The sequence below is a fragment of the Halosimplex carlsbadense 2-9-1 genome, from assembly GCF_000337455.1.
Lineage (GTDB): Archaea > Halobacteriota > Halobacteria > Halobacteriales > Haloarculaceae > Halosimplex > Halosimplex carlsbadense.
Window position 1 is genome coordinate 1 of sequence record NZ_AOIU01000012.1, and the last position, 13,932, is coordinate 13,932.

The 13,932-nt window shown below is 69.1% G+C and carries 15 protein-coding genes; 7 read left to right on the plus strand and 8 right to left on the minus strand.

What is annotated here, in order from left to right; all coding sequences use genetic code 11:
• On the minus strand, window positions 1–912 hold a 912-nt coding region (locus C475_RS05490; protein ID WP_006882790.1), incomplete at its 3' end, for an oxidoreductase.
• A 119-nt stretch (window positions 913–1,031) separates the two neighbouring features.
• Between C475_RS05490 and C475_RS05495 the strand changes: the two genes are divergently transcribed.
• Both C475_RS05495 and C475_RS05500 read left to right on the plus strand, forming a co-directional pair.
• Complete coding sequence (locus tag C475_RS05495) at window positions 1,032–1,463, plus strand: universal stress protein (RefSeq protein ID WP_006882791.1); 432 nt, start codon at window positions 1,032–1,034, stop codon at window positions 1,461–1,463.
• A gap of 90 nt (window positions 1,464–1,553) precedes the next feature.
• Window positions 1,554–2,078, plus strand: a complete 525-nt coding sequence (locus tag C475_RS05500; RefSeq protein ID WP_006882792.1) for a phosphopantetheine adenylyltransferase — start codon at window positions 1,554–1,556, stop codon at window positions 2,076–2,078.
• Between the two features lie 4 nt (window positions 2,079–2,082).
• On the opposite strand, the gene C475_RS05505 is transcribed toward C475_RS05500, so the two are convergent.
• From C475_RS05505 to C475_RS05520, 4 genes are all read right to left on the minus strand, one after another.
• A complete protein-coding gene (locus C475_RS05505; protein WP_006882793.1) occupies window positions 2,083–2,532 on the minus strand; it encodes a universal stress protein in 450 nt (149 codons plus the stop codon).
• Window positions 2,533–2,620: 88 nt separating this feature from the next.
• Window positions 2,621–3,070, minus strand: coding sequence for a universal stress protein (locus C475_RS05510; RefSeq protein ID WP_006882794.1), 450 nt, complete (start codon window positions 3,068–3,070; stop codon window positions 2,621–2,623).
• A 79-nt stretch (window positions 3,071–3,149) separates the two neighbouring features.
• On the minus strand, window positions 3,150–3,722 hold the full coding sequence (gene cgi121 / locus C475_RS05515) for a KEOPS complex subunit Cgi121 (RefSeq protein ID WP_006882795.1): 573 nt from the start codon (window positions 3,720–3,722) through the stop codon (window positions 3,150–3,152).
• On the minus strand, window positions 3,722–6,148 hold the full coding sequence (locus C475_RS05520; protein WP_006882796.1) for an ATP-dependent DNA helicase: 2,427 nt from the start codon (window positions 6,146–6,148) through the stop codon (window positions 3,722–3,724). The genes cgi121 and C475_RS05520 overlap by 1 nt, the downstream gene beginning before the upstream one ends.
• A gap of 648 nt (window positions 6,149–6,796) precedes the next feature.
• On the opposite strand from C475_RS05520, the gene C475_RS05525 reads away from it, so the two are divergent.
• Both C475_RS05525 and C475_RS05530 read left to right on the plus strand, forming a co-directional pair.
• Complete coding sequence (locus tag C475_RS05525; protein ID WP_006882797.1) at window positions 6,797–7,135, plus strand: cupin domain-containing protein; 339 nt, start codon at window positions 6,797–6,799, stop codon at window positions 7,133–7,135.
• An 89-nt stretch (window positions 7,136–7,224) separates the two neighbouring features.
• Window positions 7,225–7,602: a NifU family protein gene (locus C475_RS05530; protein WP_006882798.1), complete on the plus strand. Its 378-nt coding sequence runs from the start codon at window positions 7,225–7,227 to the stop codon at window positions 7,600–7,602.
• A gap of 97 nt (window positions 7,603–7,699) precedes the next feature.
• On the opposite strand, the gene C475_RS05535 is transcribed toward C475_RS05530, so the two are convergent.
• Complete coding sequence (locus C475_RS05535; protein WP_161625170.1) at window positions 7,700–8,770, minus strand: presenilin family intramembrane aspartyl protease PSH; 1,071 nt, start codon at window positions 8,768–8,770, stop codon at window positions 7,700–7,702.
• Between the two features lie 199 nt (window positions 8,771–8,969).
• On the opposite strand from C475_RS05535, the gene C475_RS05540 reads away from it, so the two are divergent.
• Together C475_RS05540 and C475_RS05545 are read left to right on the plus strand one after the other, a co-directional pair.
• The gene (locus C475_RS05540) at window positions 8,970–10,523 is read left to right on the plus strand and encodes a sulfatase (RefSeq protein WP_006882800.1); all 1,554 of its coding nucleotides are present in this window, start codon (window positions 8,970–8,972) and stop codon (window positions 10,521–10,523) included.
• A gap of 2 nt (window positions 10,524–10,525) precedes the next feature.
• Complete coding sequence (locus C475_RS05545; RefSeq protein WP_006882801.1) at window positions 10,526–11,554, plus strand: lysylphosphatidylglycerol synthase transmembrane domain-containing protein; 1,029 nt, start codon at window positions 10,526–10,528, stop codon at window positions 11,552–11,554.
• A 193-nt stretch (window positions 11,555–11,747) separates the two neighbouring features.
• Here C475_RS05545 and C475_RS22210 read toward each other — a convergent pair whose 3' ends face one another.
• Window positions 11,748–12,299: a lamin tail domain-containing protein gene (locus tag C475_RS22210; protein ID WP_161625171.1), complete on the minus strand. Its 552-nt coding sequence runs from the start codon at window positions 12,297–12,299 to the stop codon at window positions 11,748–11,750.
• Window positions 12,300–12,624: 325 nt separating this feature from the next.
• A complete protein-coding gene (locus C475_RS05550) occupies window positions 12,625–12,870 on the minus strand; it encodes a hypothetical protein (RefSeq protein ID WP_006882802.1) in 246 nt (81 codons plus the stop codon).
• Between the two features lie 600 nt (window positions 12,871–13,470).
• Between C475_RS05550 and C475_RS05555 the strand changes: the two genes are divergently transcribed.
• Complete coding sequence (locus tag C475_RS05555) at window positions 13,471–13,821, plus strand: winged helix-turn-helix domain-containing protein (RefSeq protein WP_006882803.1); 351 nt, start codon at window positions 13,471–13,473, stop codon at window positions 13,819–13,821.
• The last annotated feature ends 111 nt before the right edge of the window (window positions 13,822–13,932 follow it).

Genomic DNA, 13,932 nt, shown 5'->3' on the forward strand with positions numbered 1-13,932 from the left:
CCCCGACTGCAGGTCCGCGTGCTCCCAGCCCCGCTCGGGGTAGGCACCGCGGACGACGCTCATGTCCCAGAACGTCGAGACCTCGACGGGCGCCACGGCGTCGTAGCCGATCTCGGCGACGCGCTCGCAGATGTCGATCGCGTCCGCCCGCGAGAGTCGGCGGCGGACGAACCGCGGCGCGGCGGTCTCGGCGGGCACCTTGGTCACGAGCGGGATATCGCCGGCGTGCTCGCGGACGGCGTCGTGGACCGCTTCGAGGAAGCGGACGCCGCCGCTGCCCGGCGGCTCCTCCGAACGCGTCCCGAACTCGTCGTCCCGGCGGTTGTAGAACGGCGAGAGGAACTGCTGGACGATCCCCATGTTCGCCCCGGAGAGGTGGAGTCCGTCGTAGCCGGCGTCGGCGGCGGAGCCCGCCGCCTCGCCGAACCGCTCGGCCAGGTCGTACACCGCCGCCGTCGTCATCACACGGGGCTGGAAGTCCACGAGCCCGAGCCGGTCGAGCGCCCGCAACTGCGCGGGCGGCCGCGAGACGGCCAGCTCCTCGTGGTCGGGGTTGCGCGCGCGGTGTTCGGCGTGCCAGACGGCGAGGCTGCGCAGGCCGCCGTGGCCCAGTTGGACGAAGATCCGGCCGCCGCGGTCGTGGACGGCCTCGGTGAGTCGGGAACAGCGGTCGACGAACGCCGGGTCGTGAAAGCGGGTCATGTTGGGCGCGGCGCAGCCGCTCTCGGCGGTGACGATGCTGGCGCCTTGGAAGATCAGACCCACGCCCGAGGCGGCCGTGGGTTCGAGTTCGTCGAGGAGGGTGTCGACGGCGTCGGGGCCGTTGCCGGCGCACTCCAGCAGCGGCGCGCGGTAGAGGCGGTTCGGGACCGAGACCCCGCCGATCGAGACGGGGTCGTCGAGCGTCGCCATACCCGAACTAGCCGAGTCCGCAGGTTAAGCTTACTCCCGGCGGATGGCGACGGCTACCGGTCCGCCGACGGACGAACCGTCTCGCAGTTATTTACCGCCGATCCGACTTCCTCCGATCGATGACCGAGCGGATCCTGCTCTCGCTGGACGGGAGCGCGGCCGAGGGGGACCGGACCGAGGAGACCGACCGCGCGATCGACGGGGCGCTCGACCTGGCGACGCGCCGCGGTGGGACCGTCCACGCGCTGTACGTCGTCGACACGGGCCGCTACGGCGAGCCGGCGCTGTCGAGCGCGGAACTGGTCGTCGACGGCGTCGAGGACGAGGGACACGACCTGCTGGCGGCGGTCGACCGGCGCGGCCGCGAGCGGGGCGTCACCGTCCTCACGCGCTGTTGCCACGGGCGACCCAACGAGGAACTGCCCGCCTACGCGGTCGAGATCGACGCCGACGCGGTCGTCCTCGCCGGCCGCCGCCCGGGTCGCGTCCATCGGGAACTCGAACGAGTCGCAGGTACCGTCGTCGCCCCGGGGACACTCGTCGGACGGTGACCGTCCGCGCCGGGTTCGCTCGTCGCCGGCAGCGGGTCGGGTTGCGTATCCATCCGTGAGACACTTCTCGTCCGCGCGCCAGACGAGGGTATGCGCGTCGCAGTCGCCGGCACGTTCGGACCGATCCACGACGGACACCGCGCGCTCTTCCGGAAAGCGCTCGAACGCGGTGAGGAGGGAGTTCTCGTCGCGCTGACCACCGACGAGTTCGCCCGCGGCAAGCGCGAGCGCCCGGTTCCCGACTTCACCGACAGACGCGAGCGGCTCCGCGAAGAGATCGACGCGCTCGACGAGTGGGATCGCGACGTGGAGATCCGCGAGTTGCACGACGAACACGGCATCGCGTCGACGGAGCCGGCCCTCGACGCGCTCGTCGTCTCGCCCGAGACGGCACACGAGATCGCCGACATCAACGCCGAGCGCGTCCGCCGGAACCTCGCCCCGATGGAGGGGTTCGTCGTCCCGTTCGTCCGCGCCGACGACGGCGAGCGGATCTCCTCGACGCGGCTGGTCGCCGGCGAGATCGACGAACACGGCGAGCTATCCGCGGGCGAGCAGTCGCCGACCGACGAGGCCTCCGGCGACGGCTCCGGGGACGACGCGATGGACGCCTGAGCGCTCAGCGGACGACGGTCACCGGCAGCGACGACCGCTCGACGATCCCCTTCGCGACGCTCCCGAGGACGCGCTCCTGGGCCTCCGAGAGACCGCGGTGGCCGACGAAGACGCCGTCGTACCCCTCCCTGGTCGCGAAGTCGGGGATCGTCCGCACGGGGTCGCCGTACAGCACCTCCCCGTCGATGTCCAGTCCCGCGTCGGCCGCACGCTCGACCGCGTCGTCCAGCAGGCGCTCGCCCCGGCGCTCGGCGTCGTCGACGCTCTCGACGACGAGCCGGTCGTCGTACTCGGCGCGGTCGGTCGGCGGCTCGGCGCCGCCGGTGTCGTACACGTCGGGGTCGACCGAGTGGACGGCGGCCAGCTCGGCGCCCGCCGCGGTCGCCATCTCGACGGCGTGGTCGAGCGCCCGGTCGCTCTCGCTCGAACCGTCGATCGCTACTGCGAATCGCATACGTGAACGTACGGCACGAACCGTCCTGAGCCTTTCTCCCGGCGGCGGTTCGAGCCCGCGCGCTGCCTACGCCGGTTCGCCGCCGGCGTTAGTCTGCGCCCTCCGATTCGTCCCCGTCGTCCGATCGGACCGTCAGCACCGGTACGTCAGCGGTGCGGACCACCTTCTCGGTGACGCTGCCGAGGAGGTACCGCTCCAGTCCGGTGCGGCCGTGGGTGCCCATGACGATCAGGTCGATCCCCTGATCGTCGACGTAGTCGAGGATCGCCCGGTGGGGGCTTCCCGTCGCGACCGATCCGGTCGCCTCGACGTCCGCGTCGCGCACTCGCGTCGCGGCGGTCTCAGTCGCGTTCTCGCCCATCTGCTCGAACGATTCGACCAGGTCGACGGTCCCGGCCTCGGCACCCACCGACGCCACGTCGACGACGTACAGCGAGTGGACCGTCGCGTCGAACTGCGCGGCCAACTCGATAGCCTCTTCGAGCGCCGCGCTCGCGCCCGCGCTCCCGTCCGTCGGAACGAGGATGTCCTCGTACATATACGAGCGTTCGACGCCGAGATATAAACTGGTGACGACCCGTCCCGCCCCGCGGCCTCGATCCCGGCCCCCGGCGAACTCACTTCTCCACGTCCAGCAGCGCGACCCGCTCGCGGACTGCGTCGGCCAGCGTCCCCTCGACCGCGTCCAGTTCGGCGTCGCTCACCTCGAAGTACTCGCGGACCCGATCCGGGTCGTACTCCCCGAGCGTCTCTGCCGGTTCGAGCCGACCGGGGCCGTCCATCCCGCGGACGGCCTCCACCGCTCGTCGCTCGGCCGCCGTGGCGCCGTCGCTCGGCGCCGATTCGGTCTCGGGTTCGGCGTCGGGGCCCCTCTCACCGGCGTCACCGGCGTCGACGAGGACGACCGCCGGGCACTCGCCCTCACTGACGCCGAGTTCGAGCGCGCGGTCGATCTGGCGGGTACCGGCGGCGTACAGCAGTATCTCGACCGCACGGTCGCGGGCGACGTTCTCGCCGCGGGCGAGCGACCGGTCGGCCAACTCGACCGCCCGACGGAGGTGCGCGCGGTCGACGACGCAGCGCGCGTCGAACGCCTGGACCGTCACGCCGTGCTCGTCGCCGATCGCGCCCAGGCGAGCGACGAACGCGTCGAGGTCCTCGACGGTCGCGACCCCCTCGACCGGCTCCATCAGAAGTCACCCAGGCTCGACTGGTCCTCCTCGTCGTCCGGGTCGGCGCCAGCGGACCCGCCGCCGCTCCCGCTCGCGCCCCCGTCGCTCTCGTCCGGGCGGGCGCTCTCGTCGGGGTCCACGCCGTCCATCGAGGGGTCGCGGTGGCCGGCGTTTTCCAGCACCGTCTCGGCGGTGCGCTCGCGCCCCCGGAGCGCCCCAAGCACGACGGACTTGTCGGCCTCCCGGAGATCGGCGCGGTCCTCGATGCCCGCGTCGAACAGCCGCCGGGCGCGCTTGCGGCCGACGCTCCGGACGCCCGCGAGGTCGGTCAGCTCCTCGCGGACGCCGTGTTCGGCCCGGACCCGCGCCTCGCGGATCGCCGGGGCGAGCCCGAGGCCCAGCTCGCCCGCCAGCGACTCCGCCGCGCCGAGCAGCCACTGGGCGGTCTCGACCTTGCCGCGCACGTCGCCGGGGCCCACGCCGTAGCGGTCGGTAACGACCTCTTCGTCGACCTCGCTGGCCCAGTCTTCGAGCATGCGGGCGGTCTTCAGCGCCGACAGCCAGTCCTCGAAGGCGGGGTCGAACTCGCTTGGCATCGACCCGAGGAACTCCGCCTCGCGCTCGAAGGCGAGCATCTGGTACTCCTCCTCGTCGCCCGAGCGCAGGTAGAGCTCGTACATGTCCGGCGTGCGAGCGACGAGGTGGTACAGACCCATCGCGGTGGGGTCCGGCCGTTCGGTCTCCTCGTCGTCCTCGGCGTCGGCGGCCAGATCGCTCGCGGTCGTGAACCCCGGCGGCTCCTCGCCCTCGGCGGGCGCGTCGGCGGCCGGGCGGTCGGCCGCGCTCGCCCCGTCGTCTGCGCGGGCGCGCCCGTCGCCGCGCTGCCAGGCGCGCAGCCCGTCGATGATCTCCGCCGCGCTCATCGGGTCGAGGTAGAGCCGCGAGACGGTGTGGCCCAGCGAGGTCGCGGCCAGGTCGCCGCCGTCGCGCTCCATGAACTCGTTGCGTTCGAGGTACTCGATCATGTCGTCCATCACGCGCTCCAGACGGCCGCGCTCGGTCGTCTGGGAGGCGTACAGCGTCCCTTCGAGAAACTCCAGCAACCCCTCGCGGGAGTTGGCGAACCCGGAGGCGACGGTGGCGAGGATGTGGGTCCGCAGCGCGGGCTCGGCGGCGAGTTTCGACTCGACGGGCTCGGGGTCGGCCCAGACGTACCGCTCGAACAGCTCGTCCAGCTCGTCGTGGCTGTTGGCGATGAGCAGCGCTTCACCGTAGGGGTCCAGCCCCGGGCGGCCGGCACGCCCCATCATCTGGTGGACCTCCAGCACCGACAGCGGCTGCATCCCGCCGGCGGTGCCGTCGTAGCGGCGCCAGTCGCGGACGACCACGCGCCGCGAGGGGGTGTTGACCCCCGCCGCCAGCGTCGGCGTCGCCGAGACCACCTTGACGAGCCTGTCGCGGAAGGCCTCCTCGACGAGCGAGCGGTGTCCGCTCGCCAGTCCCGCGTGGTGGAAGGCGGCGCCGCCCTCGACGGCCTCGGCCAGGTCGTCGCTCGTGTCCGTGTCGCTCACCTCCCGGATCTCGTCGGCGACCTCGGCCAGCTGGTCGCGCTCGTCGGCCGTGAGGTGGGGCTCGACCGTCGAGGCCAGCCGGCCGGCGGCGGCCTCGGCGTTGCGCCGGGAGTTGACGAACACCAGCGTCGACCCCTCGTCCTCCAGGGTGTCGCGGACGATCGCCGCGGTGGGTTTCTCCGAGTTCCTGACCGGAAGTTCGCTCTGTGAGCCGTCCTCCAGATGCAGCGCCTGCCCGTAGTGGACCCCCTTCTTCAGGTCGATCGGTCGCCAGTCGGAATCGACGAGGGCGGCGTCGAGCCACTCGGCCAGCGCCTCGGCGTTGCCGATCGTCGCCGAGAGCGCCACCGTCTGCAGGTCGGGGTTGAGCTGGCGCAGCTTCGCCAGCGTCACTTCGAGGGTCGGGCCGCGCTGGCCGTCGTCGACGAGGTGGACCTCGTCGCTCACGACGCAGGTCAGGTCGTCCAGCCACGGGGCGTCGTTCCTGACCAGCGAGTCGACCTTCTCGCTGGTGGCGACGACGATGTCCTTCGTGGCGAGCCAGCCGCCCTCGGACTCGTAGTTGCCCGTCGAGACCCCCACGTCGAGGCCGTACTGCTCGAACTGTTCGAACTCCTCGCGCTTCTCGCTCGCCAGGGCGCGGAGGGGAACGATGTAGAGCGCCTTCCCGCCGCGCTCGACGGAGGCGAGCATGGCGAGCGTGGCGACGAGGGTCTTCCCGCTGGCCGTGGGGACGCTGGCGACCAGGTTCTCGCCCTCGGTGACGCCCGCCTCCACCGCTTGGCCCTGTGGCGGGTACAGCGATTCGATGCCGTCCGCGCGCAGGTGGTCGGGTAACCACTCGGGCACGGCCGGGATGTCCGCGACGTCCATTACTGGCGTGGTAGTGCGCTCCGCGATTTAAACTGTCGGGACCATCTTTTTCGCTCGGGGGTGTCCTCGCGCCCGAAGGGCGCTGCGGGCACCCCCGAGCCAAAAACATGGGTGAAAAAGCGCGAGCGGCGCCGCCGCTCGCGTGAACCGCGCGCCTGCGGCGCGCGGATGCTCGGTACAGGTGTCCAAGTGAGCAATTGCGGTGGCGCGCGCTGTCGCGAGTCTTGTGTCGCGACAGCACCGCGCGAGGGATGAGCGAGTGAACGTAGCGAACGAGCGAATCGGTTGGGGAGGTGTGTGGCTGTTTGCGGTGCTGTGCGGTCCCTGGTGTCTGCGCGAACCGTGTGAGCGCAGGCTCAGGAGAGCTTGCTCTCCTGGTGGACTGAAAGGGCGAGGTGCGCTCGCGTCCAGTTTAGTCGCCTGAGCGGGCACTATCCGCGTGGGCGGTGCGGAGAGCGCGGATATCCCGGTCAGCGACAGCGAGCGCACCGAGGGCTTTCACCGCTTGTTGTCGACTGCGGTCGCTATCCTCTCCATCTCTTCCACGATGACACGACTCGAAACAACTGCTACACTCGCAACGCGAACGGTTCGTCGTCGTTTCGAGTACCACCCACGCTTAGGTGCGCGCACACCCACAGCCGATCCATGCAGGTCGAAGCACATTCGGCGAACGAGACGGTCGAAGTCACCGACGGCGTCCACCTCACACAGCTGGCGGTCGGCGACCGGATGAGCATGCAACACGTCCACATCGAGCCGGGGGCGGTCGTCCCGGAACACAGCCACGAACACGAGCAGGTCGGCTACATCACGAGCGGGTCGGGCGTGTTCGTGGTCGACGGCGAGGAGTTCCCGGTGAGTTCGGGCGACGCCTACCACCTCGGGAGCGAGGAACCCCACAGCGTCGAGGCGACGGGCGACGAGTCGCTGGACGGCATCGACGTGTTCGCGCCGCCGCGGGCGAACCCCGACTGGATGGACTGAGTCGTAGGCGCGGACGACGCGTCGCGCGCCCCACGGCGAACACCTGAGTCCAAAGGTCTAAGCACCGTCGTCGCCAACTACGGATCACTATGAGCACCGAAACCGAGGACGGCGACGACCTGCGCGAGCGCATCTCGAACTTCCTGCGGCGGAACTTCCCGCAGATCCAGATGCACGGGGGCAGCGCGGCCATCGAGGAGATCAACCGCGAGAGCGGCACCGTGACGATCCAGCTGGGCGGCGCGTGTTCGGGCTGTGGCATCTCCCCGATGACGATCCAGGCCATCAAGACCCGCATGACCAAGGAGATCCCCGAGATCGAGACGGTCAACGCCCGCACGGGCGGCGGCATGGGCGGCGGCGGCGAAGGCATGATGGGCGGCGACACCGGGCCCTCGATGCCCGGCGACTCCCGCGGCGGCGAGATCGGCGGCGACGACGACGAAGGCCCCGAAGCGCCGTTCTGAGGCCGCGCCCTCGGTTCATCTTCTCACGTTTTTCACACCGACTAGCCGCGGCGCTGGCAGTCGAACGGGAGCCGAACGTACCGGCCGCGAGAAGCGCCTACAGGCCGAGCGCCGTCGTGACCGGGACCCCGGCGGCGACGGCGCCGAGGAGGTAGCCGCCCAGCACCCCGGCGTTCAGCGGCGGGAGGCCGGCGTGGGCGCCCTCGACGCGGTGGACGAGATACAGCAGGCCGCCCATGCCGACGAGCCCGCCGACGAGAGCGCCGAGGGCGGGCGCGTTGGCGTTGAGCGCCGGGACGACCGCTGGCGCGTCGAGGAAGTGGCCGGCGCTGACCGCGAGCATCCCCGGAATGATCGCGTCGCCGAGTCCGAGGAGGGCGATCTCCGAGCGTGTCGGGGCCTCGGCGTCGTCCGCCGGCGGTTCGCCGGTGGCTTCGTCCCCGCTCTCGTCCCCACCGATCAGGTCGAACTCGGGGTCGCGCATCGAGAAGTCGAGCGAGTGGGGGACGACGAAGACGATGGGCGCGTTCAGGTCGCCCAGGCCCGCGGCGAGTTCCTGCATGTGGCCGGAGACGTAGACGGCGTAGGCGTCGTAGCCGGCCCAGGCGACCAGGAGGACGACGACCGGGAGCGGCCCGAAGCCGAGTCCGAGCATCGGGATCGCCGCGGCGCCGAAGACCACCGCCGCGATGTCGTTGACGTACCACTCGGGGTAGCCCCAGAGGACGGCGAAGGTGACGAGCGTGACCGCTATCGAGGCGGGGCTGTTCGGCAGCCCCATCGCGGCGCTCCCGCCGGCGGCGATCGACCCGGTCCCGGTCAGGGCCACGAACGCCACGGCGGTGAGCGTGCTCGCCGAGCCCAGCAGGAACACGCGGACGAGCGTCTCGCCGTAGCCGTAGCGGAACGCGGCGACCATGCCGGCCGTCGCGACCAGCAACATCGCGGCGAAGACGCCGACGTTCCCGACGCTTCCGGGGTCCTGGAACATGGCCAGCCCCATCGCGGCGATCTCGTCGGTCAGCGCGAGGCCCAGCAGGATGGTCGCGGCGTAGCACGCGACGATCCCGGCGTAGGCGTAGGTGCCGGAGGGAACGGGGGTCGCCGACTCGGCCGCGTCGGTGTCGGCGACGCTGTCGTCCGCGGCGTCGGCGGCACGCTCGCTCATGGCTCGGTCCCCGCGCCGAGCCGAGTCGTCGACACCACCGACGACGGCGTTCGTTGCATAGTCGGGTCCGAGGGCCACCGCCGGCAAATACCTCCCGGACTCGCCGTCGGGGGCGGCGGCCTGCGGGCGGGTGCGGGGGTGGGCGCGGAGCGGACGCCGAATCACGGAGTTTAATTCCGTGCGAGGCGCCCCCCTATCCATGAGCGAGACAGACGGTCCGGGGAACGTCCTCTTCGTCGTCATGGACACGGTCCGCCAGAGCCACCTCTCGGTGTACGGCTACGACCGGCCGACGACGCCGAACCTGGAGGACTTCGCCGACGACGCGCGCGTCTTCGAGGAGGCCGTCGCGCCGGCGCCCTGGACCCTGCCCGTCCACGCCTCGCTGTTTACCGGGCTCTACCCCACCCAGCACGGCGCCACCCAGGAGAACCCCTACCTGGAGGGCGCCACCACCCTCGCCGAGTCGCTGTCGGCCGCCGGCTACGCCACCGCCTGTTACTCCTCGAACGCCTGGATCACCCCCTACACCAACCTCGCCGACGGCTTCGACGACCAGGACAACTTCTTCCAGGTCATGCCCGGCGACCTGCTGTCGGGCCCGCTCTCGAAGATCTGGAAGACGATGAACGACAACGACACGCTCCGGTCGGTCGCCGACCGGCTCGTCGAACTCGGCAACACCGCCCACGAGTACTTCGCCGAGAGCGGCGGCGGCGACACCAAGACCCCCGAGATCGTCGACCGCGTCCAGGAGTTCGTCGAAGACAGCGAGGAGAACGGCGACGAGTGGTTCTCCTTCGTCAACCTGATGGACGCCCACCTGCCGTATCACCCACCGGAGGAGTTCGCCGACGAGTTCGCCCCCGGCGTCGACTCCACCGCCGTCTGCCAGAACTCCAAGGAGTACAACTCCGGCGCCCGCGACATCGACGACGACGAGTGGGAGGACATCGAGGGGCTCTACGACGCCGAGATCGCCCACATCGACCACCACCTCGGCCGGCTGTTCGACTGGCTGCGGGAGACCGACCGCTGGGAGGACACCCTCGTCGTCGTCTGCGCCGACCACGGCGAGCTGTTCGGGGAACACGGTCTGTACGGCCACGAGTTCGGTATCTACGACCCGCTGGTCAACGTCCCGCTCATGGTCAAACACCCCGACGTCGAGGCCGAACGCGACACCGAGACCCAGGTCGAGTTGCAGGACCTCTATCACACGGTACTGGACCACGCGGGCGTCGAAGCCGGCGCGGGCGGCGAGCCGTTCGACCGCGCCCGCTCGCTGCTCGACGCCGACTACCGCGAGTTCGCGAGCGTCGACGCGCCCCGCGGTGCCGAGTCCCGCTTCTCGGCCCACGACGAGGGCGAACTCGACGACTACGCCTTCGTCGACTACCACCGCCCCGTCGTCGAACTCAACCAGCTGGAGAGCAAGGCCAGCGCGGCCGGCATCGACCTCGACCAGGACTCCCGGTTCTACTCGCGGATGCGCGCCGGCCGCCGAACGGACGGGAAGTACATCCGCAACGAGCGGATCGCCGACGAGGCCTACCGGCTCGACACCGACCCGGACGAACTGGCGGACCTGGCCGGCGGTGACGACGAGGTGATCGCCGCGACGGAGGGCGCGCTCGTCACGTTCGAGTCGGAGATGGACGGCGAGTGGGCGGACGTGACCGACGAGGACGTGCTCGACGACATGGGCGACGAGGCGAAAGACCGCCTGTCGGACCTGGGATACATCGAGTAACCGTGAGCGAAACCGGACGGGATCTGTTCGACTTCGTCGACCGCCGGACGGCCCTGAAGATCGTCGGCGGCTTCGCCATCGCCTTCGTCGTCCTCGGGCTGATCGCCTACGGTATCGGTCTCGATAAGATCCAGCGCGAACTCGCCCGCGCGGACCCGCGGTGGCTCGCGGCGGGCTGTCTCTCGACGGCCGTCGGACTCGTCGCCTGGGCGAAGGCCTGGCAGGTCGTACTCCGGGTGGTCGGCTACCGCGTCCCGTTCCGCAAGCTCGTCGTCACCTACTACGCCGCGACGTTCGCCAACTACGTCACCCCGCTTGGCCAGGCCGGCGGCGAACCCTTCATCGCCTACGTCCTCTCCAGGGACACCGAAGCGAGCTACGAGGACTCGCTGGCCTCCGTGGTGACGGCGGACCTGTTGAACCTCCTCCCCTTCTTCACCTTCGCCGCCATCGGGACGGTCGTCCTCGTCGTGCGGACGACGCTGTCACAGCAGGTCCGCGGCGTCGCGGGCATCCTGGTCGTCTTCGCCATCGGGGTACCGGTCGTCGCGGTCGTCGGCTGGCGCTCGCGCCGCCGCCTGGGTTCGTTCGTTCTGCGCGTCGCCGCGCCGGTCGTCCGGCGGGTCCGCTTTCTCAGCGTCGAGGACCTGCGCGAGCGACTGCGCGAGTTGAACACTGCCTTCGAACGCATCGCCGCCGACCGCCGTGCGCTGGCCCACGCGCTCGTCTACTCCTTCGTCGGCTGGCTCTTTTTCGCCCTGCCGCTGTACGCCGCCGTCGAGGCCGTCGGTCGGGAGATATCCATCTTCCTCGTGTTCTTCATCGTCCCCGCGAGCACGCTCGCCGGGCTGACTCCCTCGCCCGGCGGCCTCGCAGGCGTAGAGGCGGCGCTCGCCGGCCTGCTCGGGACGCTGGGCGGGTTCTCGTTCGCGACGGGGCTCTCCATCGCCATCGTCTACCGACTGGCGAGCTACGTCTTCGCCGTCCTGACCGGCGGCGTCGCCGCGCTGTACGTCGTCTCGCGGTCGTAATCGGAGTTTCTACGGGGTGCGATGCACTCGGCTGGAAGGCTCGAACGCGTTCGAAGCACGTCCAGCCGTCGATGTGATCGAAAATCGCCGATGACGACTTCCTCGAAGCCGAATCGCCAGCGAACTTGTGGGATCGACGCGGCAAGCAGCAGTTCGCGCTCTGAAATCAAGACGCGTCCCGTAGGGGGCGGGCTTATTCAGGCCTCACATACAGCACCCCTTCTCTGAGTTCCCCGTACTCTACTTTGTCGACGAGTTCCCCATCTCTGTTACGTAATTTGAGCTTCATCCCCGAGTTTGACAAGACCGGGCTATCCCTCTCTGAGAAGATCGTTCGAGTTCGGTTTTGTGGTGTAGTCGTGCCGTCGTTCGGTTTCCCGGTGACAACTCGGATCGACGTGTGTGGTTCTACGTCTGTGAGCGTAGCGGGAAGTGAAAACGACAGCTGCTCACCGTAGTTTATTTCGTATCCAGAAAGATCGACGGTAGTGTCCGTGTTAACCTCGATAATGTAATACTCGGAATCTAAGTTATCTGCATCGTTTCCCTCAGGGTTTGGCAGTATCTCGGAGAAGTAGATCGGAGAAGACGGCTGTTTTTCGGTATAGTCACTGTTCTGGTCTGGTGAGTCCGAACGAATCGTCGGGGTTCGTAGTTCAGCGGAGTCTTCGTCGGACTGAGCCGGATCCTGTGACCCATCTGACCCGAATCCGCAACCAGAGAGACAGATCGTAGCTACACACACGCTTCGAACAAGATCTCTCCGAGGTATTGTCATTGATTTAAATCATACCGCTCGGCATAGTTGTATTTATGCAGTATCGCACCACTCTGAGGAGGGGATACGATCGGTTGCGGAGCTTATGCGATCAAAAGCAACGATAGTACCATCACGGTCGGTTTGACTTGATAAAGCAGTATTAGAGGGTGATCTACAGTCACGAGCAAGCTCTCCATCGCCATCGGCTACCGGCTGGTCAGCTACGTGTTCGCCGTCCTGCTAGACGGTGCGGCGGCGCTGTACGTCGTCTCGGGGTCCTGACCGGCGGACCGGTGGCGCGCGACCTCGTTCAGAGGCCGCCGAGTCGAATTTCGTCGTCTGTGACCGAGTCGATCTTCTCCTCCTGGAGCGGATACGTGTCTTCGCCCCGGCTCCCCCAGCCGAGCTTGGTCATGATCGTGTCCGAGATGTCCGGGTCGGGCTCGACGTGGGCCGTGCCGTGGCTCACCTCGACGACGCGACCGATCTCGTCGCCGTCCGCGCCGATTACTTTCTTGCCCTCGTCAGAGTCGTTGATTTCGGTATCAGTCGCCATAGCGGCCCGATATATCGGTGTCGGACACCTGTGTTCGTCCCTTGCGACCGCAGGCAGCCGGCGGGCTCGCTCGGATCGGTCACTCGGGAGGCACGCGAACACCGCCCGTCGCCGGTCGAACCGTCGCTCGCGGCGCTGCCCGGTCTGGAAAGGGGGAAAGTTGGGGGGAAAGTAGGGGGAAGTCCACCGGAAGGCGGGCAACGGAGGCCGGCAGGGGGGAGAGCCGGCGGGTCGGAAGACCCGTTCGTTCCCGGGCCGCGTCGGGGGAGACGCGTTGGGGGGGAGTGCACCGGGAACGACCTCCGGCAGCGCGCTCGTGCCGGCGAGGACCGCATGCGGGCCCGGACGGCCCTGTCCGACCCGCGAGGGAGCGCCGGGCGCCGGATGGCGCAGTCGGGCTCCCGCCGCGGGTCGGTCGAACCCACACCCCACCACAGGCACACACGGATGCGCACGGTGCGATGGGCCGTCGGGGCTCGCACTTGGTCCGCATCTCAGCGTTGTGGGGGGATTCGTATAATGGGGTAGGCGCGTTTTCTGAGCTTGAAAGAGCCGTCCGCTCGAAAGGTCTTTGTAACACCTCAATAGATCACACTGGTAGTGGACGACGAACGGGCCATCGAGGAGGTCCTCGATACCATCGGAGACGAACACGCCCGGCGCGTACTCGCGGCGATCAGTCGCGAGCCGCGGTCGGCGAAGGACCTGAGCGAGGAGTGCGACCTGTCGCTGCCGACCGTCTACCGCCGAATCGAGATGCTCACTCAGTACGACCTCGTCAAAGACCAGACGCTGGTGGCCGACGACGGGAACCACTACAAGGTCTACGAGTCGAACTTCGAGTCGACGGTCATCTCGCTGGAGGACGACGAGTACAAGGTGCGAATCTACCGCGAGGAGAACCTCCCCGACCGGTTCAGCCAGCTCTGGGACGACCTCAATCCGGAGTAACGCCCGCGACGGGGAGCGGCCTCGCCCGCGACGACGCCGGTCCAGCGTCCGCTCGATCGATTCCGCACGCCGGACCGGCGAAATTATATATCGGAACGTGCTGTCGGACAG

Bases quoted from the DNA above. Each gene is read 5' to 3' on its own strand.
- C475_RS05535 (WP_161625170.1), bottom strand. From the start codon at position 8,770: ATGAGCGAGCGTGCCGCCGACGCCGCGGACGACAGCGTCGCCGACACC.
- C475_RS05530 (WP_006882798.1), top strand. From the start codon at position 7,225: ATGAGCACCGAAACCGAGGACGGCGACGACCTGCGCGAGCGCATCTCG.
- C475_RS05540 (WP_006882800.1), top strand. From the start codon at position 8,970: ATGAGCGAGACAGACGGTCCGGGGAACGTCCTCTTCGTCGTCATGGAC.
- C475_RS05500 (WP_006882792.1), top strand. From the start codon at position 1,554: ATGCGCGTCGCAGTCGCCGGCACGTTCGGACCGATCCACGACGGACAC.
- C475_RS05495 (WP_006882791.1), top strand. From the start codon at position 1,032: ATGACCGAGCGGATCCTGCTCTCGCTGGACGGGAGCGCGGCCGAGGGG.
- C475_RS05550 (WP_006882802.1), bottom strand. From the start codon at position 12,870: ATGGCGACTGATACCGAAATCAACGACTCTGACGAGGGCAAGAAAGTA.
- C475_RS05520 (WP_006882796.1), bottom strand. From the start codon at position 6,148: ATGGACGTCGCGGACATCCCGGCCGTGCCCGAGTGGTTACCCGACCAC.
- C475_RS05505 (WP_006882793.1), bottom strand. From the start codon at position 2,532: ATGCGATTCGCAGTAGCGATCGACGGTTCGAGCGAGAGCGACCGGGCG.
- C475_RS05525 (WP_006882797.1), top strand. From the start codon at position 6,797: ATGCAGGTCGAAGCACATTCGGCGAACGAGACGGTCGAAGTCACCGAC.
- C475_RS05510 (WP_006882794.1), bottom strand. From the start codon at position 3,070: ATGTACGAGGACATCCTCGTTCCGACGGACGGGAGCGCGGGCGCGAGC.
- cgi121 (WP_006882795.1), bottom strand. From the start codon at position 3,722: ATGGAGCCGGTCGAGGGGGTCGCGACCGTCGAGGACCTCGACGCGTTC.